Origin of the sequence: Parasphingorhabdus sp. (assembly GCF_036964675.1) — a bacterium.
Lineage (GTDB): Bacteria > Pseudomonadota > Alphaproteobacteria > Sphingomonadales > Sphingomonadaceae > Parasphingorhabdus.
Genome location: NZ_JBALTF010000001.1, coordinates 57,686 through 72,588, shown reverse-complemented (window position 1 = coordinate 72,588; position 14,903 = coordinate 57,686). Strand labels below are relative to the sequence as shown.

General features: G+C 54.4%; 24 protein-coding genes and 1 other RNA gene. 10 read left to right on the top strand and 15 right to left on the bottom strand.

Annotation, left to right across the window (positions count from 1 at the left end):
• Nucleotides 1-503 (top strand): ATP-dependent Clp protease proteolytic subunit (locus V7665_RS00405; RefSeq protein ID WP_335662559.1); only part of this gene is annotated, 503 nt, incomplete at its 5' end.
• Nucleotides 504-641: 138 nt separating this feature from the next.
• Entirely contained in the window at nt 642-1,913 is a 1,272-nt protein-coding gene (gene clpX / locus V7665_RS00400; protein WP_335662558.1) for an ATP-dependent Clp protease ATP-binding subunit ClpX, read from the top strand.
• A gap of 151 nt (nt 1,914-2,064) precedes the next feature.
• On the opposite strand, the gene mtgA is transcribed toward clpX, so the two are convergent.
• The 3 genes from mtgA to V7665_RS00385 all read right to left on the bottom strand — a co-directional run bounded on the left by mtgA (nt 2,065) and on the right by V7665_RS00385 (nt 4,837).
• Nucleotides 2,065-2,730 (bottom strand): monofunctional biosynthetic peptidoglycan transglycosylase, encoded by a 666-nt coding sequence (mtgA, locus tag V7665_RS00395; protein WP_335662557.1) that lies wholly within the window; start codon nt 2,728-2,730, stop codon nt 2,065-2,067.
• Between the two features lie 165 nt (nt 2,731-2,895).
• Nucleotides 2,896-3,807, bottom strand: a complete 912-nt coding sequence (gene rpoH / locus V7665_RS00390) for an RNA polymerase sigma factor RpoH (protein ID WP_335662556.1) — start codon at nt 3,805-3,807, stop codon at nt 2,896-2,898.
• 76 nt (nt 3,808-3,883) lie between these two features.
• The gene (locus tag V7665_RS00385) at nt 3,884-4,837 is read right to left on the bottom strand and encodes an RluA family pseudouridine synthase (RefSeq protein WP_335662608.1); all 954 of its coding nucleotides are present in this window, start codon (nt 4,835-4,837) and stop codon (nt 3,884-3,886) included.
• Between the two features lie 16 nt (nt 4,838-4,853).
• Here V7665_RS00385 and V7665_RS00380 point away from each other — a divergent pair, with 16 nt between their 5' ends.
• The 6 genes from V7665_RS00380 to V7665_RS00355 all read left to right on the top strand — a co-directional run bounded on the left by V7665_RS00380 (nt 4,854) and on the right by V7665_RS00355 (nt 8,105).
• On the top strand, nt 4,854-5,285 hold the full coding sequence (locus tag V7665_RS00380; protein WP_335662555.1) for a M67 family metallopeptidase: 432 nt from the start codon (nt 4,854-4,856) through the stop codon (nt 5,283-5,285).
• 25 nt (nt 5,286-5,310) lie between these two features.
• Nucleotides 5,311-5,952, top strand: coding sequence for a histidine phosphotransferase family protein (locus tag V7665_RS00375; RefSeq protein WP_335662554.1), 642 nt, complete (start codon nt 5,311-5,313; stop codon nt 5,950-5,952).
• Nucleotides 5,953-5,988: 36 nt separating this feature from the next.
• On the top strand, nt 5,989-6,681 hold the full coding sequence (locus V7665_RS00370; RefSeq protein WP_335662553.1) for an N-acetylmuramoyl-L-alanine amidase: 693 nt from the start codon (nt 5,989-5,991) through the stop codon (nt 6,679-6,681).
• Between the two features lie 6 nt (nt 6,682-6,687).
• Nucleotides 6,688-7,045: RNase P RNA component class A (rnpB, locus tag V7665_RS00365), an RNA gene on the top strand.
• Between the two features lie 46 nt (nt 7,046-7,091).
• A complete protein-coding gene (locus V7665_RS00360) occupies nt 7,092-7,628 on the top strand; it encodes a J domain-containing protein (protein ID WP_335662552.1) in 537 nt (178 codons plus the stop codon).
• A gap of 156 nt (nt 7,629-7,784) precedes the next feature.
• Complete coding sequence (locus V7665_RS00355; RefSeq protein ID WP_335662551.1) at nt 7,785-8,105, top strand: hypothetical protein; 321 nt, start codon at nt 7,785-7,787, stop codon at nt 8,103-8,105.
• Between the two features lie 47 nt (nt 8,106-8,152).
• Here V7665_RS00355 and V7665_RS00350 read toward each other — a convergent pair whose 3' ends face one another.
• The 11 genes from V7665_RS00350 to V7665_RS00300 all read right to left on the bottom strand — a co-directional run bounded on the left by V7665_RS00350 (nt 8,153) and on the right by V7665_RS00300 (nt 12,114).
• The gene (locus tag V7665_RS00350) at nt 8,153-8,560 is read right to left on the bottom strand and encodes a SufE family protein (RefSeq protein WP_335662550.1); all 408 of its coding nucleotides are present in this window, start codon (nt 8,558-8,560) and stop codon (nt 8,153-8,155) included.
• A gap of 124 nt (nt 8,561-8,684) precedes the next feature.
• Nucleotides 8,685-8,915, bottom strand: a complete 231-nt coding sequence (locus tag V7665_RS00345; protein WP_335662607.1) for a hypothetical protein — start codon at nt 8,913-8,915, stop codon at nt 8,685-8,687.
• A gap of 30 nt (nt 8,916-8,945) precedes the next feature.
• Nucleotides 8,946-9,215: a hypothetical protein gene (locus V7665_RS00340; protein WP_335662549.1), complete on the bottom strand. Its 270-nt coding sequence runs from the start codon at nt 9,213-9,215 to the stop codon at nt 8,946-8,948.
• Between the two features lie 26 nt (nt 9,216-9,241).
• Nucleotides 9,242-9,496: a hypothetical protein gene (locus V7665_RS00335; RefSeq protein WP_335662548.1), complete on the bottom strand. Its 255-nt coding sequence runs from the start codon at nt 9,494-9,496 to the stop codon at nt 9,242-9,244.
• A complete protein-coding gene (locus V7665_RS00330) occupies nt 9,496-9,762 on the bottom strand; it encodes a hypothetical protein (protein WP_442955137.1) in 267 nt (88 codons plus the stop codon). Before V7665_RS00330 ends, V7665_RS00335 begins: the two co-directional genes overlap by 1 nt.
• 8 nt (nt 9,763-9,770) lie before the next feature.
• Nucleotides 9,771-10,094, bottom strand: a complete 324-nt coding sequence (locus V7665_RS00325) for a hypothetical protein (protein WP_335662547.1) — start codon at nt 10,092-10,094, stop codon at nt 9,771-9,773.
• Complete coding sequence (locus V7665_RS00320; protein WP_335662546.1) at nt 10,094-10,402, bottom strand: hypothetical protein; 309 nt, start codon at nt 10,400-10,402, stop codon at nt 10,094-10,096. The genes V7665_RS00325 and V7665_RS00320 overlap by 1 nt, the downstream gene beginning before the upstream one ends.
• A gap of 23 nt (nt 10,403-10,425) precedes the next feature.
• Nucleotides 10,426-10,809, bottom strand: a complete 384-nt coding sequence (gene pspC / locus V7665_RS00315) for an envelope stress response membrane protein PspC (RefSeq protein ID WP_335662545.1) — start codon at nt 10,807-10,809, stop codon at nt 10,426-10,428.
• Nucleotides 10,806-11,114: an envelope stress response membrane protein PspB gene (gene pspB, locus V7665_RS00310; protein ID WP_335662544.1), complete on the bottom strand. Its 309-nt coding sequence runs from the start codon at nt 11,112-11,114 to the stop codon at nt 10,806-10,808. Before pspB ends, pspC begins: the two co-directional genes overlap by 4 nt.
• On the bottom strand, nt 11,114-11,788 hold the full coding sequence (gene pspA / locus V7665_RS00305) for a phage shock protein PspA (RefSeq protein ID WP_335662543.1): 675 nt from the start codon (nt 11,786-11,788) through the stop codon (nt 11,114-11,116). Before pspA ends, pspB begins: the two co-directional genes overlap by 1 nt.
• 149 nt (nt 11,789-11,937) lie before the next feature.
• On the bottom strand, nt 11,938-12,114 hold the full coding sequence (locus V7665_RS00300; protein ID WP_335662542.1) for a hypothetical protein: 177 nt from the start codon (nt 12,112-12,114) through the stop codon (nt 11,938-11,940).
• 161 nt (nt 12,115-12,275) lie between these two features.
• Here V7665_RS00300 and pspF point away from each other — a divergent pair, with 161 nt between their 5' ends.
• A complete protein-coding gene (gene pspF / locus V7665_RS00295) occupies nt 12,276-13,322 on the top strand; it encodes a phage shock protein operon transcriptional activator (protein WP_335662541.1) in 1,047 nt (348 codons plus the stop codon).
• 47 nt (nt 13,323-13,369) lie between these two features.
• On the opposite strand, the gene V7665_RS00290 is transcribed toward pspF, so the two are convergent.
• A complete protein-coding gene (locus tag V7665_RS00290) occupies nt 13,370-13,933 on the bottom strand; it encodes a urate hydroxylase PuuD (RefSeq protein WP_335662540.1) in 564 nt (187 codons plus the stop codon).
• A gap of 179 nt (nt 13,934-14,112) precedes the next feature.
• On the opposite strand from V7665_RS00290, the gene V7665_RS00285 reads away from it, so the two are divergent.
• Nucleotides 14,113-14,718 (top strand): superoxide dismutase, encoded by a 606-nt coding sequence (locus V7665_RS00285; protein ID WP_335662539.1) that lies wholly within the window; start codon nt 14,113-14,115, stop codon nt 14,716-14,718.
• Nucleotides 14,719-14,903 lie beyond the last annotated feature (185 nt).

The following is a 14,903-nucleotide window of genomic DNA, read 5'->3' as shown; positions in this document are numbered from 1 at the left end:
AGGTCGAGGACGGGATGGCGTCGATCATTACGGCGCAATTGCTCTTTCTGGAGTCGGAAAATCCCAAGAAAGATATCTATCTGTATATCAACTCGCCGGGCGGCGTGGTGACTGCCGGCATGGCGATCCATGATACCATGCAATATATCCGGCCCCGCGTTGGTACGGTTTGCGTCGGCCAGGCGGCTTCCATGGGCAGCTTCCTGCTGGCAGCCGGCGAGCCAGGCATGCGGATGGCGACCACCAACGCCCGGGTCATGCTGCACCAACCGTCGGGCGGCGCCCAGGGTATGGCGTCGGACATAGAGATTCAGGCTAAGGAAATCCTGCGTATCCGTGCCAGCATGAATGAGCTTTATGCCAAATATACCGGCAAATCGATCGAAGAGATTGAAAAGGCCATGGACCGGGACACTTTCCTGGAAGCCGACGAAGCCAAGGCCTTTGGCATTGTTGACGAAGTATATAACAAGCGCCCGGTGCCTGCAGAAGATGCTAAATAAGCGGTTAGCGCGGCCCTAAATGAAATTTAAGCCATATTTGATAGACTTGCTTATTCGCTAGGAAAACCGTGAAAAAAGCGGTGGCAATTTGGAATTTGACGGTTAGATTACAATATTGGCCGGTTTAAAGGACTTTATATGACGAAATTGACGGGATCTGATTCGAAGAGCACCTTATATTGCTCTTTCTGTGGCAAATCCCAACATGAAGTCCGCAAGCTGATTGCCGGACCCACAGTTTTCATCTGCGATGAATGTGTCGAGCTTTGCAATGACATCATTCGTGAGGAAACCAAGGGCGCCGCAACCGGCCGCAAAGAGGGTGAAGTTCCGACACCGCAGGAAATCTGCAATGTGCTGAACGACTATGTGATTGGACAGAAACGCGCGAAACGCGTGCTGTCGGTGGCCGTTCACAATCATTACAAACGACTCAATCACGCGGCCAAATCCGGCGATATCGAACTGGCGAAATCGAATATCCTGCTCGTCGGTCCGACCGGCTGCGGCAAGACGCTGTTGGCGCAGACCTTGGCGAAGACATTTGATGTGCCGTTCACCATGGCCGATGCAACCACATTGACCGAAGCCGGCTATGTCGGTGAAGATGTCGAGAATATCATCCTCAAGCTGCTTCAGGCTTCCGATTATAATGTCGAGAAGGCGCAGCGCGGGATTGTTTATATCGACGAAATCGACAAGATCAGCCGGAAAGCCGAAAATCCGTCGATCACCCGCGATGTTTCCGGCGAAGGCGTTCAGCAGGCGCTGTTGAAGCTGATGGAGGGCACCACCGCCAGCGTGCCGCCACAAGGTGGCCGCAAACATCCGCAGCAGGAATTTCTGCAGGTTGACACCACCAATATCCTGTTCATCTGCGGCGGCGCATTTGCTGGTCTGGAAAAGATCATCGGCGACCGTCTGGAAGGAAAATCCATCGGCTTCGGCGCCCATGTCGCCGCTCCGGAAGAGCGCCGTGTCGGCGAACTGCTCGCTCAGGGCGAGCCCGAGGATCTGCTGAAATTTGGCCTGATTCCGGAATTTGTCGGCCGTTTGCCAGTGATCGCCACGCTCGAGGATCTTGATATCGACGCTCTGGTGACGATTCTCCAGGAACCGAAAAACGCGCTGGTGAAGCAATATGCCAAATTGTTCGAACTGGAAGGTGTCGGCTTGACCTTCACCGACGACGCGCTGGTCGCGGTCGCCAAAAAGGCGATCGAACGGAAAACCGGTGCACGTGGTCTGCGGTCGATCGTCGAGAATATCCTGCTCGACACCATGTTCGACCTTCCCGATTTTGAAGGTGTGGACGAGATCGTGATCGACAAGGATGTCGTCGCCGGCACGAAAGAGCCGGTGAAGGTGATTGCAAAGAGCAGCAAGGCGAAAAAAGAAGACGCCGCCTGATTGTGCCCCGGCGAAGGCCGGGGTCCAATCTCCTGAAATCTACAGACTGGGCTAAGGTCGGGTTGCACCCGCAAATACCGCCGTGCGTTTTCAAAAGATCGTGTTTTGCTAGTCAATCAAGAGACGGGCTCCTGCCTTTGCAGGAGCACGATCATTTATAGATGCAGCTATCCAGCTTCTCATTACGCACCACATTGATCCGGGCGGCAATCGTATTCCCGTAACGCCGGGTAAAGCCACTGGCACCATTGACGGCCCGTTTTTTGGGTTGGGGCAGGGCGGCGGCGATGCGCGCTGCCTCTATGCCGGTCAGGTCCTTCGCATCTTTATGGAAATAGCGCTGCGCCCCGGCCTGCACCCCATAGGTCCCGATGCCGGTTTCCGCGATATTGAGATAGACTTCCATGATCCGCTGCTTGCTCCAGATCGTCTCGATCAGAAAGGTGAAATAGGCTTCCAGACCTTTGCGGAAAAAGCCGCCGCCTTGCCAGAGAAAGGCATTTTTCGCGACTTGCTGGGAAATGGTCGAGCCGCCTCTTATCCGCCCACCCTGAGCATTGCGCTGGATCGCTTTCTGGATCGCCTCGGTGTCAAAACCGTCATGGCTGCAGAACTTCCCATCCTCGGCCGCGATGACCGCACGGACCATATTGGGGGAAATATCGCTGAAGCTCGTCCAGTCCTTGGTGATGCCATTTCCGTCCAGTAGCATGGTGGCAGTGACCGGGGGTGGCACGATGGCGTAGATTCCGACCCACGCGACCGTGATCAGGATGAAATAGATCACCAGTTTGAACAGAAATTTAATTGCCCGCATCGCTGCAATCTAAATGCAAAACGCCCCGAAAACAAATCCTGTTTCGGGGCGTTTCGATTTATTCGTCATCCCGGCGAAGGCCGGGACCCAGTTCATTAAAAACGTCGCTTTGCGACCTTCTTATTTCCTGGTTTCCTACATTCGCGGGAATGACAGCCTGGAGCGTTAGCTCGCAGCGAGTAGCTTCTTTTCTCCAGCAATGCGCAGCATCGCCTTTTGCAGCTTCTCGAAGGCACGGACCTCAATTTGGCGAATGCGTTCGCGACTGACCTCATAGACCTTGCTCAAATCCTCGAGCGTCTTGGGATCTTCCGACAAGCGGCGTTCGGCCAATATATGCTGTTCGCGTTCATTCAACGATTCCATCGCTTCGGACAGCATTTCGTGACGGAAATTGGCTTCCTGAGCAGCAGCGATGGCTTCATCATGCAGCGGTCCATCGTCTTCCAAAATGTCCTGCCACTGGCCACCATCGCCATCTTCGGAGGATAGCGAGACGTTCAGCGAGGCATCGCCGCCCATTGACATGCGGCGGTTCATATTGACCACTTCATGCTCGGCAACACCCAGATCGGTGGAGATTTTTTTGACATCTTCCGGCGACAGGTCACCATCTTCGAAGGCATCGAGATTATTCTTCATCCGGCGCAGGTTGAAGAAAAGCTTCTTCTGTGCGGCGGTCGTCCCCATTTTAACGAGGCTCCAGCTGCGCAGGACATATTCCTGAATAGAAGCGCGAATCCACCACATCGCGTAAGTCGCGAGGCGGAAACCGCGTTCCGGTTCAAATTTCTTGACGCCTTGCATCAGACCAACATTGCCTTCGGAAATCAGGTCGGAGACAGGCAGGCCGTAACCGCGGAAGCCCATCGCGATCTTCGCGACGAGTCGCAGGTGCGACGTGACCAGCTGAGCAGCGGCTTCCTGATCCTTATGTTCAGAATAGCGTTTTGCCAGCATATATTCTTGTTCAGGGGTCAAAATCGGAAATTTGCGGACTTCCGAAAGATATCGGTTCAGGCTCGCATCCCCCCCTAAGGCTGGGATTTTTGCCGGAACATTGCTACCATTAGCCATTTTCGTTCCTTCTTTTTTTATGCCTCTAGGCCTCATCAAGCACCCTTCGGTCAAAAGCTGATATAAGGTTTATTACTTATACGCGCAACTTCATGAATAGTTCCTGCATATCGTCCGGAAAACCAATAGAAAACATCAATTTTTCATCCGTTATGGGGTGAACAAAACCAAGACTAGCAGCATGTAGGGCCTGCCGTCCAAATTGAATATCTTTTCGCCGGGAAAGTAATGATTTTCGACGAGTGCCATATAGTGGGTCACCAATCAGGCTATGACCGATGTGCGCCATATGAACCCTTACCTGGTGGGTGCGCCCCGTTTCAAGCGTACATTCGACCAAAGCAGCCCCGTCGAGCATTTCCTTGACCGTATAGTGAGTCATCGCCAACTTGCCCCGGTCGTCGCCGACAACCGCCATTTTCTTGCGATTGACATTGCTTCGGCCAATACTGCCCTCGATCGTCGCGGAAGCCGGATTGGGTCTGCCGTTGACAATAGCCATATAGCGCCGTTCGATATCATGTTCGGCGAACAGGGCGCTCAGGCCCTTGTGCGCGGCATCGGTCTTGGCCGCGACCATCAATCCGGACGTGTCCTTGTCGATCCGGTGGACAATCCCGGGGCGGGTGACGCCGCCAATGCCCGACAACTGGCCCCTGCAATGGTGCAGCAGGGCATTGACCAAAGTGCCGTCAGCATGGCCGGCCGCAGGATGAACGACCAGTCCTGCCGGCTTGTTGATAATGATCAGATGGGTGTCTTCGAAGACCACATCCAGCGGAATGTCCTGCGCCAGGGCCGGGCCGGCAATCGGTTCCGGGATGGTGAGTTCAAATGACTTGCCGCCCAGCTTCTTCGCCGACGGATCGGTGAATGGCGCGCCATCAATCACCAGGTTTCCGTCCGCAATAAGCGACTTCACCCGCTCGCGCGAAAGCCCGTCCACCGCTTCTGTCAAAGCTGCATCGAGACGCTGTTTTTTCTGAGAAACCGGCAATATTCCGGATATTGTAGATTGCTCTGCATTCATCGCGTAGATGTGGGCCATGCAACTGTTTATATCAAGCGCGATGTTGGCGGAACTCCAGCAGTTGGCCCTTGCAGCAGTGCCGCAGGAAATCTGCGGCATGTTATTTGGCCGTGACGGCAGAGTTGATTCCTATCGCGCGGCGAAAAATGTTGCTGACAATCCGCTTCGGCATTTCGAGATTGATCCGGCAATATTGATCGGGGCGGAGCGGGGTCAGCGAGACGGTGGCGAGCCTATCCTCGGCTATTATCATTCGCATCCTGGCGGCACGGTGGATCCTTCGCAGACCGACGCGGACAGCGCTGCGCCGGATGGCCGGCTCTGGCTGATTTTGAACGGGCAGGACGCGGCAGCGTGGCATGCTATCGAAAATGGGGAAATTTATGGCCGTTTTCGAGCGATCCTGCTTGATTGCCCGGGTGCAAAAGGCCTAACAGCCGGGGAATAGAAACCATAGTTAAGGGCGCGTTTATATGTCGAATAGTGAAGTTGACCTGGCATCCCTGCTTTGTTCGAAAATATGTCACGATTTGCTGAGTCCGATCGGAGCCCTCAACAATGGGCTCGAATTGCTGGAAGGCGAGACCGACCCGGTGATGCGCGATCGCTGCATGGACCTGTTGGCAGACAGCGCCAGAATATCGGCAGACAAGCTGAAATATTTCCGGCTTGCCTTCGGTGCAGCGGGTGGTTTTGGCGACAATGTCGATCCTGCAGAGGCGCGGCAGTTGATCGAATCTTTGCTCGGTGATTCGGGTAAAATCACTCTGGGCTGGGCATTACAGGGCGAAACATTGCCGAAAAAGGCTATAAAAATCCTGCTCAACCTCGCGCTGATTGCAAAAGAATCCCTGGTCAGGGGTGGCAGACTGGATGTTGGAGCAGAGCAGGGTGATCTGGGCATCGAGGTCGTGATTAGAGCCACGGGCATAAAAATCGCGCTTGATGATGGAATCCGGACCGCCCTGGACGGCACGATAGCCCCGGCCGACCTCAGCGCAAGAACCGCCGCCGCCTGGATGACCCGTGAACTGGCACTGACAAATGGCGGGGATCTGAGGATTTCCCCTCCATCGACGACAGAATTGCTTTTGGGTGCTATCGTCACCGCCTGAGTCTGAAAAAGCCCGAATTCGAGAAGGAAGTCCTTCATGGATGTGATATCGACACCGTCTCCCAATTTTGACGAACGCAGCCTGCCGATCAGCATTCTCGTTCTGCATTATACCGGCATGAAGGACGCGGCTTCGGCGATCAACTGGCTGGCCAATCCCGAGGCCAAGGTGTCGGCCCATTATGTCGTGACCGAAGACGGCCAGATCGTCCAGATGGTCGACGAAGAAAAGCGGGCCTGGCACGCAGGGCGCGGCTTTTGGCGCGGCATCACCGATGTAAATAGCGCGAGTATCGGCATCGAGATCGTCAATCCGGGGCATGAATGGGGCTATGTCCCGTTCCCGGAAGAGCAGATGGATGCAGTGACCCGGCTTGCCCATGCGATCGTCAAGCGTCACGACATCGCTTCATCCAATGTGATCGGGCATAGCGACCTGGCACCGGCCCGCAAGCAGGACCCGGGTGAGTTGTTTGACTGGGACCGATTGGCGCGTCACGGCATTGCGTTGCAGAGACCGTCCCTGAAACTGGGTGATCCGCCGTGGACCGATGGCGGTTTCATGCTGGCGCTGGAACGTTTCGGCTATGATATCACCGATCAGACCGCAGCCGTCGTCGCTTTTCAGCGGCGCTTTCGACCAAAAAACATCGACGGTGTGATTGATGGCGAATGCCGTTCGCTGCTTTTGTCTTTAATGTTGGACAGAGAGCGCGGAATCACTAAATAGGACGCACCAGAGGGTCGGCCAGCCGCGGCATTTATGTCGAGGAAAGTCCGGGCTCCACGATTAAAAGGTGCCGGATAATGTCCGGCGGGGGCAACCCTAGGGAAAGTGCAACAGAAAGCAGGTCGCGACGATTTCGATCACGTGACAATGAAAGGGTGCGGTAAGAGCGCACCGCGGGACTGGCAACAGGCCTGGCATGGTAAACCCCACCTGGAGCAAAACCAAATAGGGGCGGCATATGGCTTTTTCGGCTTGCTGCCCGGGTTGGTTGCTTGAGCCACGCAGCAATGCATGGCCTAGATGAATGGCTGGCTATTTCGCTTCGGCGGATGGACAGAACCCGGCTTACAGACCCTCTGGTATTATCTTAGCGGTGGAACTCGCTGGGTTCCTCTGTTAGAATAGGGACTATGCCAAAAGCCAAACGATCAGACAACTGGGGTTTCCCGAGATGGGGAAGCTACGAAAGTTCGCGAGAAACACAGCAGGTCAAGATTTGTGACCGGCACGGTTGCGACGAAGCGGGAAGCTGCCCGGCCCCGAAATCTCCCAATAGTCCCGAACGCTGGTATTTTTGCCAGACTCACGCAGCGGAATATAATCGCGGTTGGGATTATTTCGAGGGACTCGACAAGGAAGAGCGCAAAAAGCGCGAAGCCGACGAGCAACGCGATGCCAATGCCTATCAGGAAGCGGCGCATTACAGCTGGATGGGTTCCGGCGACGGCAGCCGTTCACGCGACGAAATGACGGCGCTGGAAATTTTTGAGCTGACCCCCGATGTGGAATTTGATGCGGTCAAAAAGGCCTGGCGGTCCATGGCCAAGGAATATCATCCTGACGTCAATCCCGGCGATGCCGAAGCGGCCAAGAAATTTCAGACGGCGCAGGCGGCCTTTGATGTCTTGCGCATTGCCGAAGAACGGCGGGTCTGGAAGCCGATCTGATAATGGCCAGAATATCCTATATCGAACAATAAAAAGCTGCTCTTTTAACTAAAGCCATTGATGAAGGCGTTTGGTTTAGGGGCTCCATTCTAGTGATATGGAATATTTACTAGACTTCTTTCATCTATGTTTATTGATCATAGAAGGGGAAGTGCGATGCAACGCATGTTCAATTTGGCGCTGAGTAGCGCTCTTGTTATTGGCTTAACAATTTTTACGTCCGGATGTGCAACGACGAGCCAATCTGCCAATGTCACTGACTGTCGGGATCGCGTAGTCGGAACCGCCATGGCCCGTTTCAAATTTACCGCCAAATCGAAAGCAAAAACGGATTGGAGCAACAAGGCTGGTCTAAACGCGCCGGGCTACGGATTATGGAAAAATGCTATCAACAAAAGCGTTTCTGCAACAAAAACCGGCAAGGGCAAAACCAAATATACCGGCACGGCCGCAGGCACTCCCTGCGCAAAGCCCTAGCATGGCAAGGCTGACGCAACTCGGATGGCAGCGCCTATCGTCCAGTTCTAGGTAGAATATCTCTCCGCCGTTTGCCGGATCAACGCAATCATATTGGGAATGCCCTGGGTGCGATTTGAACTGAGCTGATTCTTGAGGTCAAAAGGCTCCAGCACGGCGGCAATATCGGTGTTTGTGATTTGCTCGGCGGCCTGATCCTGCACGGTTTCCAGCACCAGCGCGATAATGCCCTTGGTAATCGCCGCATTGCTGTCGGCCAGAAAATGCAGGCGCCCGTCATCCAGCTGCGTTGGATAGACCCAGACCGAGGCAGAGCAGCCCCTGACCAGCGTTGCATCGGTTTTCAGCGCGTCGGGCATCATATCGAGTTGCTTGCCCAGATCGATCAGCAACCGATAGCGATCATCGGCCTCAAGAAACTCATATTCTTCAATCAAATTGTCAATTTTGCTCATGGGGAGGGCGGTTAGCAGGGTGAGGGAGCAAGGTCACTCATTTTCACCCTTCGCCTCGAGCGAAGTCGGGGGCTTGGGGGTGTCTCGACTTGGCTCGAGACGAACGGATTTCTGGTCCGAACTGCTAAAGCTCCACACCCGCGGCAATGGCTTCCAGCTTGCGAATGCGTTCTTTCAGGTCCGCAACCTCGATCCGCGATGTCGCGGTGGGCGGATTATCCTCGCGCCGCTGTTCGAGTTCGCGGGACTTCAGGGAAATCCAGTCCCGCCATCCGCGCAGGGTTACCAGCGCCACAACGGTCAGGCCGATCAATGAAAAAGCCGCAGTGATCATATAAAAAGCAGGTTCTTGCATCATGCTTGTCCTTCTACTTTCCGGACCGGCCTAGCGGTCGCGCAATTTTTCGATCTCATTTTCCAGTTCCCGGGCACCGCGATCATCGGTGGCAATTTTCTCGAGCACGGCGACGCGCTCCTTGAGATATTTGACTTCTTCCTGCAGGCGTTCGGACTGCGGGTCATTTCTGGCCTGGGATCCGATGGCATTGCCCCTGCGGTCTTCCAGGATGCCATGCTCGGCACGATATTTGGAACGCATCACCCGTCCGATGGTCACGATGATGATGATGGCAACTATAGCTTCGGGCCAACCCATGTCCTGTCTCCTCAATCAATGCCGGCCTAGCGATCCCGCAATTGCTCAATTTCATTTTCGAGCTGTTTGGTGCTGTGACCGTCGGTGGTAATTTGCTCCAGCACCGCAACGCGCTCTTTCAAATATTTCATTTCTTCACGCATCCGGTCAGTATCGGCATCGACGCCCTTTGGAAGATGACCGTATTTTTCTGCCATTTTGCTCTGGTGACGGGTCCAGATTGCGAGGCCACCCAGTAAAAAAGGAGCGAGAGGGATGAGGACCCAGATTTCGTCAAACATCAGTTCAGTTCCTTTGTCTTGGGTTCGTCCCGCAAGTCTTCGATCTGCATCGAGACATCGAAACCCTTGTCGGTGACGATCCGCTCCAGCACCCTTACGCGCTGTTCGAGCTCATTGTTTCCGACTGCATATTGAGCAGCCTTTTCCGCCGATATCTTGGCCTGCGTGTCCATCATTTTCTGTTGATGGTTTGTCCAGATGGCAAAGACGCCAATCGCCATGCCGGCAAAGGGTATCATCAAGGCGATATATTCAATCGGCATCATTGCCCCCTTCAGTTGGCGCGCTTGTCGCGCAATTGTTCGATTTCCTGAGTCAAACGATGACTATCATCGGTGACGATCCGTTCGACGTTGGCGAGCCGGTCTTTGACAGACCCCAGCTCCGCACGCAGTTCGGCATTTTCATTGGTCAGCAATTTGACCCGCTCGACGGCTTCCTGATCGGTCTTGGGATAGACTGACTTGCCCCATTGGTTTTCCAGGGGATAGCCGTTCTTGATCCGCATCCAGGTTGTCGCAACCCAACCGACGGTGATCGCTGCACAGGCAAATCCTAGTGGCCAGAGGACGGAGGGGTTTGCTAGTATCGCGTCCATCAGTTCTTCTCCCTTAGCGCTTCAATTTCGTCTGCGGTGCGTTTGGCAGGATCGGTGGCGATCCGTTCGAGTACCTGAAGCCGCTCTTGCAGCCGGTCGATTTTTCCAACCAACTGGGCATTTTCGTTGGACAGCAATTCGATCTTGCGATGCTCGTCCGGGCTGTTTTTTGCCGATTTACCGGTCTTTCCGCCCCATTCGTCTTCCAGTTCATAGCCATGTTTGGCTCGGATCCAGTTGTTCACGATCCATCCGACGGTGCTGATGGCGATAATCGCGATTACAAATCCTGGGCTTCCCCAATCCATTTCCATTCTCCCTGTTCAGGCGTCTAGCGCAGATTCTCAATCTCGTTCGACAGCGTCGTATTCTTGCTGGTGTAGTAAAGTTCCATATCGGCCAGCTTGCGGTCAATTTCCCGGAACCGCGATTTGATATCGCGGGTGGTGCGGCGCGGTGACTGGCGCACACCCTGCCAGAATTTGGTGTCTTCCGGGTCGGACAGATACATGCCGATTGGCTTTGGCTCGGATATTTTTGCCGCGATCCAATAAGCGATCAGCGTCCAGGGAAAAGCGAAGGTTACGGTCGCGATGATGGCGGCGAGTCGAACCCAGGCCACATTGATCCCGGTATAATCCGCAATCCCGGCGCAGACACCGCTCCATTTGCCACGTTTTTTGTCGAGATAGAATTTGGTGCGAGAGGAGCTCATGATGGGTGCCTTTCTTTTTTCAGCAGCTCGTCAAAATTTTCGAGCGAGGGGGCCGGGTCAGCTGACGGAGTCGGCAGGGCAGACTGACGCCAATCGGGGTTGTCCGCCGCCATGATGCGTTCGATGGTTTCCATCCGGTCATCCAGGCGGCGCGCCATATGGTGCAATTCTTCCAGCAGATTTTCGTCTTCATTGGTAATGGTCGCGGCGGTTTTCCATTTTGTGACATAGTGGAAAATCAACCAGGGCAGACCGATGAACAATGTACCCATGACGATGGGAATGATGATGAGTTCTTCCTGCATTATGCGTCACCTTTTTTCATGGCCGCCTTCATGGCTTCCAGTTCTTCATCAACCTTGTCGCTGGATTCCAGCGCGGCGATCTGATTTTCCAGGCTTTGCGGTTCTCCGCCCATGCCCAGCGAGTCGGCGCGGCCTTCGGCAAAATCGACCTGGCGTTCGAGATATTCAAAGCGCGAGAAGGCATCATGGACCTTGTCGCCATTATACATTTCGCGCAGTTTCACGCGATTCTCGGCGCTTTCTAGGCGATTGACCAGACTGCTCTGACGCGAGCGGGCTTCCTGCAATTTCTTCTGCAATTTCGCGATGTCACCCTCCGACGACCGAAGCGCATCATCGAGAACCTGGATTTCTGCTTTCAACTGGTCGGCCATGTCGGCAGCCTTGCGCTTTTCAACCAATGCCGCCTTGGCGAGATCTTCACGATCCTTGGACAGCGCGAGCTGTGCTTTTTCGCTCCAGTCCTCGGTCAGATGATCGAGCTTGTCGATATGCCGGCGCATTTCCTTCTGATCGGCAATCGTGCGAGCAGCAGAGGCGCGGACTTCAACCAGCGTTTCCTCCATCTCCAATATGATCATGCGGATCATCTTGGACGGGTCTTCGGCCTTGTCCAGCATGTCGGTAACGTTGGCGGCAATGATGTCGCGCGTTCTTGAAAAAATACCTGCCATGTACATACTCCGGTTAGGTCTGTGGTTGTGTTGGAACTTGTTCGAGCCGTCGCTCCAGTCCTGCTCTACATCAACCTGGTGAATTTCAAAAGGTGGCCGGGACCTGACTTCGACAAGGGGGAAAGAAGGGGTCCCGGCCATTTTGTCTGTCATGCTCTGTAACCTAGGTTAACAAAGCGGACAGCGGGGGAATCGTCCTGGCTATTGACCATTGTGCCTTCGGCCTGTGCGGGTCCGACAGCGCTGATCAAGATCGTCACGCCAAACAGCAGGATCGAGATGATCGCGGATATATCGGTGCGGCTCATTTTGTTCAGTGCTGGCATGGCTTCCTCCAGAAGTTGGTGTGTTTCCTATATGAAACCAACATTGCAGAAGCCGTGCCAACTCTAGTAACGCATTGAATAATATAGAATAATCATCTTTTTCCCGGCGATGAACATGGTATTAATTGCTATTTAATGGGAATTGACACTATAAATTGGCCATGGAACGCGAAAGTCAATTTGTCGGAGAATCGGGCGCCTTTCTCGACGCGGTGGAAAAAGCCAGCCGGGCGGCGCCACTCAATCGTCCGGTGCTTGTCGTCGGTGAACGCGGTACCGGCAAGGAGCTGATTGCCGAACGCCTGCACCGGCTCAGCCTGCGTTGGGATGGGCCGTTTATCACGCTCAATTGTGCGGCAATGCCGGAAACCCTGATCGAAGCGGAATTATTCGGTCACGAAGCCGGTGCCTTTACCGGTGCGACAAAAGCGCGGGTAGGGCGATTCGAGGAAGCCGACGGCGGCACCTTATTTCTCGACGAACTCGGAACCTTATCGACCGGCGCACAGGAACGGCTGCTGCGGGCGGTTGAATATGGCGAAATCACCCGGATCGGATCGTCACGGCCGCAGCGCGTCGATGTCCGGATCGTCGCCGCGACCAATGCCGACCTGCCGAAAATGGCACAAGAGAACAGATTCCGCGCCGACTTGCTCGACCGTCTGTCATTCGAGGTTGTCACGCTGCCGCCGCTGCGCGTGCGAGAAGGCGATATTCCGGTGCTGACCGACTATTTTGGCCGTCGGATGGCAGCAGAACTGGAATGGCCATCCTGGCCCGGCTTTGGCCGTCTCGCATCGGAGGCGCTGAACCGGCACGACTGGCCGGGCAATGTTCGGGAATTGCGCAATGTGGTCGAGCGCGCCGTCTATCAATGGAATGACCATAGCCGAGCGGTTGACCATGTTGTGTTCGATCCCTTTGAATCGCCCTGGAAGCCGAGGGAGACGAAGGCCCGGCGCGAAGAGGAACCGGCTATACCGTCGACAGGAGAATCCCTCCCGGCCCGCGCTGAGACCGTTGCGATCGAAACTGCGTTTGACGGTGTCGACGATATGAAAGCGGCGGTGGAAGCCTATGAAAAACGGATATTGGAGGCCGCCCTTGCCAAATCCCGCTATAATCAGCGCCATACCGCCAAGGCGCTCAACCTGACCTATGACCAGTTGCGTCATTCGCTGAAGCGACATGATCTGCTGGGGACATAAAAAAGAGGGCCGCTAAGCCCTCTTTTATACTTCCAATTGTTCCAGTCCTAGCCGCCGTTGAAGCTGACCATCGTGTAGAACATCGGCAGCGACAGCAGCACATTGGTGCGCGAGGCCATCAGTGCAATTTTTCCTGCCGCTGCTTTTTCGTCGGCTGAGGCTTCAACAATGCCCAGCACTCTTTTCTGTTTGGGCCAGATGATGAACCAGACATTGGCGGCCATGATGATGGCGATCCACATGCCGACGCCGATCAGCCGGTAGGGGCCTTGCAGGACCATGGCCTGATGGACATAGCCGGACAGATAGGCGACCAGCAGTCCGGTGATCACCGTGAACAGGGCGGCCCAGCGGAAATAGAACAACACTTTCGGTGCGATATGCTTGCCGACAGCTGGTTTCAAATCGTCCGGAATGGCTGGCATCAGCGGCACCTGAACAAAGTTAAGATAGTAAAGCAGGCCGATCCACAGGACGCCAAAGAACAGATGCGCCCAGCGCATTACCGAATTGGCGGTCACTTCGCCGGGGTGCAGACCCAGCATTACCGCGATCGTCAGCAACAGGCTGACAATCATCACTGCATTTAGATTTCCAAAAAATTTCGCCATTATTCATCCCCCCAGGATATATGTCGCAAATAGGCCGTAACGTTATGCCCGCATCTTCACTATGTCACGAAAAAATGGATATTGGCCGATCAACATGGCCGAAGTGACAATTGCCCTTGCAGCCAATTCCGCTATGGTGCGCTGACGCAAAAACTCTCAAAAAATGGAGAAAAAACAATATGGCCTTCGAACTTCCCCCACTCCCCTACGCAAAAACCGCATTTGGAGATTTGATCTCCGAGGAAACGTTCAACTATCATCATGGCAAGCATCATAATGCCTATGTCGGCAAGACCAATGACGCGATCAAAGGCACGGATCATGAAGGCAAAAAGCTTTCGCAGATCATTGCGGCGGCCAACGGTGGCTTGTTCAACAATGCGGCTCAGGTCTGGAATCACAGCTTTTACTGGCTGTGTCTCTCGCCCGAGAAAAAGGAAATTTCCGGTGAATTGAAAGACCGTCTGGAAAAGACCTTCGGCTCGATCGAAGATTTCAAATCCAAATTCAAGGACGAAGCGGTCGGCCATTTCGCCAGTGGCTGGGCCTGGCTGGTTCTTGATGGAGACGAGCTGAAGATCACGTCCTATCATGATGCCGACACACCGGTCGCTCATGGTGTCAAACCGCTATTCACACTCGATGTCTGGGAACATGCTTATTATCTGGATTACCAGAATGCCCGTCCCGACTATGTTTCCGCGCTACTCGACAATGCCATCGATTGGGATTTCGTTGCGCTGAACCTGGATGGAGACGGCGTCAGCCGCGCCGACCAGGGCTAAACGACGAAAAAGAAAAGCGTTTAAGCCGCGTCCTGACCTTCAGGGCGCGGCTTTTCTTCGACCGAAAAGCCATGCTTCATCAGCATCGGAATATTGGCCATAGCAAACAGGAAAGAAACGGCGGGCACGCCCCAGACCTTTATGGTCAGCCACCAGTCAAAACTCATGGTCGCTACCATCAGCTC

Excerpts from the sequence above, each read along its gene's own strand:
- V7665_RS00320 (WP_335662546.1), bottom strand. The coding sequence starts at position 10,402 with ATGGATTGGGGAAGCCCAGGATTTGTAATCGCGATTATCGCCATCAGC.
- pspC (WP_335662545.1), bottom strand. The coding sequence starts at position 10,809 with ATGAGCTCCTCTCGCACCAAATTCTATCTCGACAAAAAACGTGGCAAA.
- pspB (WP_335662544.1), bottom strand. The coding sequence starts at position 11,114 with ATGCAGGAAGAACTCATCATCATTCCCATCGTCATGGGTACATTGTTC.
- V7665_RS00300 (WP_335662542.1), bottom strand. The coding sequence starts at position 12,114 with ATGCCAGCACTGAACAAAATGAGCCGCACCGATATATCCGCGATCATC.
- clpX (WP_335662558.1), top strand. The coding sequence starts at position 642 with ATGACGAAATTGACGGGATCTGATTCGAAGAGCACCTTATATTGCTCT.
- V7665_RS00335 (WP_335662548.1), bottom strand. The coding sequence starts at position 9,496 with ATGTTTGACGAAATCTGGGTCCTCATCCCTCTCGCTCCTTTTTTACTG.
- V7665_RS00290 (WP_335662540.1), bottom strand. The coding sequence starts at position 13,933 with ATGGCGAAATTTTTTGGAAATCTAAATGCAGTGATGATTGTCAGCCTG.
- V7665_RS00350 (WP_335662550.1), bottom strand. The coding sequence starts at position 8,560 with ATGAGCAAAATTGACAATTTGATTGAAGAATATGAGTTTCTTGAGGCC.
- pspA (WP_335662543.1), bottom strand. The coding sequence starts at position 11,788 with ATGGCAGGTATTTTTTCAAGAACGCGCGACATCATTGCCGCCAACGTT.
- V7665_RS00285 (WP_335662539.1), top strand. The coding sequence starts at position 14,113 with ATGGCCTTCGAACTTCCCCCACTCCCCTACGCAAAAACCGCATTTGGA.
- pspF (WP_335662541.1), top strand. The coding sequence starts at position 12,276 with ATGGAACGCGAAAGTCAATTTGTCGGAGAATCGGGCGCCTTTCTCGAC.
- V7665_RS00330 (WP_442955137.1), bottom strand. The coding sequence starts at position 9,762 with ATGATGCCGATTGAATATATCGCCTTGATGATACCCTTTGCCGGCATG.
- V7665_RS00355 (WP_335662551.1), top strand. The coding sequence starts at position 7,785 with ATGCAACGCATGTTCAATTTGGCGCTGAGTAGCGCTCTTGTTATTGGC.
- V7665_RS00345 (WP_335662607.1), bottom strand. The coding sequence starts at position 8,915 with ATGCAAGAACCTGCTTTTTATATGATCACTGCGGCTTTTTCATTGATC.
- V7665_RS00375 (WP_335662554.1), top strand. The coding sequence starts at position 5,311 with ATGTCGAATAGTGAAGTTGACCTGGCATCCCTGCTTTGTTCGAAAATA.
- V7665_RS00370 (WP_335662553.1), top strand. The coding sequence starts at position 5,989 with ATGGATGTGATATCGACACCGTCTCCCAATTTTGACGAACGCAGCCTG.
- V7665_RS00325 (WP_335662547.1), bottom strand. The coding sequence starts at position 10,094 with ATGGACGCGATACTAGCAAACCCCTCCGTCCTCTGGCCACTAGGATTT.
- mtgA (WP_335662557.1), bottom strand. The coding sequence starts at position 2,730 with ATGCGGGCAATTAAATTTCTGTTCAAACTGGTGATCTATTTCATCCTG.
- V7665_RS00380 (WP_335662555.1), top strand. The coding sequence starts at position 4,854 with ATGCAACTGTTTATATCAAGCGCGATGTTGGCGGAACTCCAGCAGTTG.
- V7665_RS00360 (WP_335662552.1), top strand. The coding sequence starts at position 7,092 with ATGCCAAAAGCCAAACGATCAGACAACTGGGGTTTCCCGAGATGGGGA.
- V7665_RS00385 (WP_335662608.1), bottom strand. The coding sequence starts at position 4,837 with ATGAATGCAGAGCAATCTACAATATCCGGAATATTGCCGGTTTCTCAG.
- V7665_RS00340 (WP_335662549.1), bottom strand. The coding sequence starts at position 9,215 with ATGGGTTGGCCCGAAGCTATAGTTGCCATCATCATCATCGTGACCATC.
- rpoH (WP_335662556.1), bottom strand. The coding sequence starts at position 3,807 with ATGGCTAATGGTAGCAATGTTCCGGCAAAAATCCCAGCCTTAGGGGGG.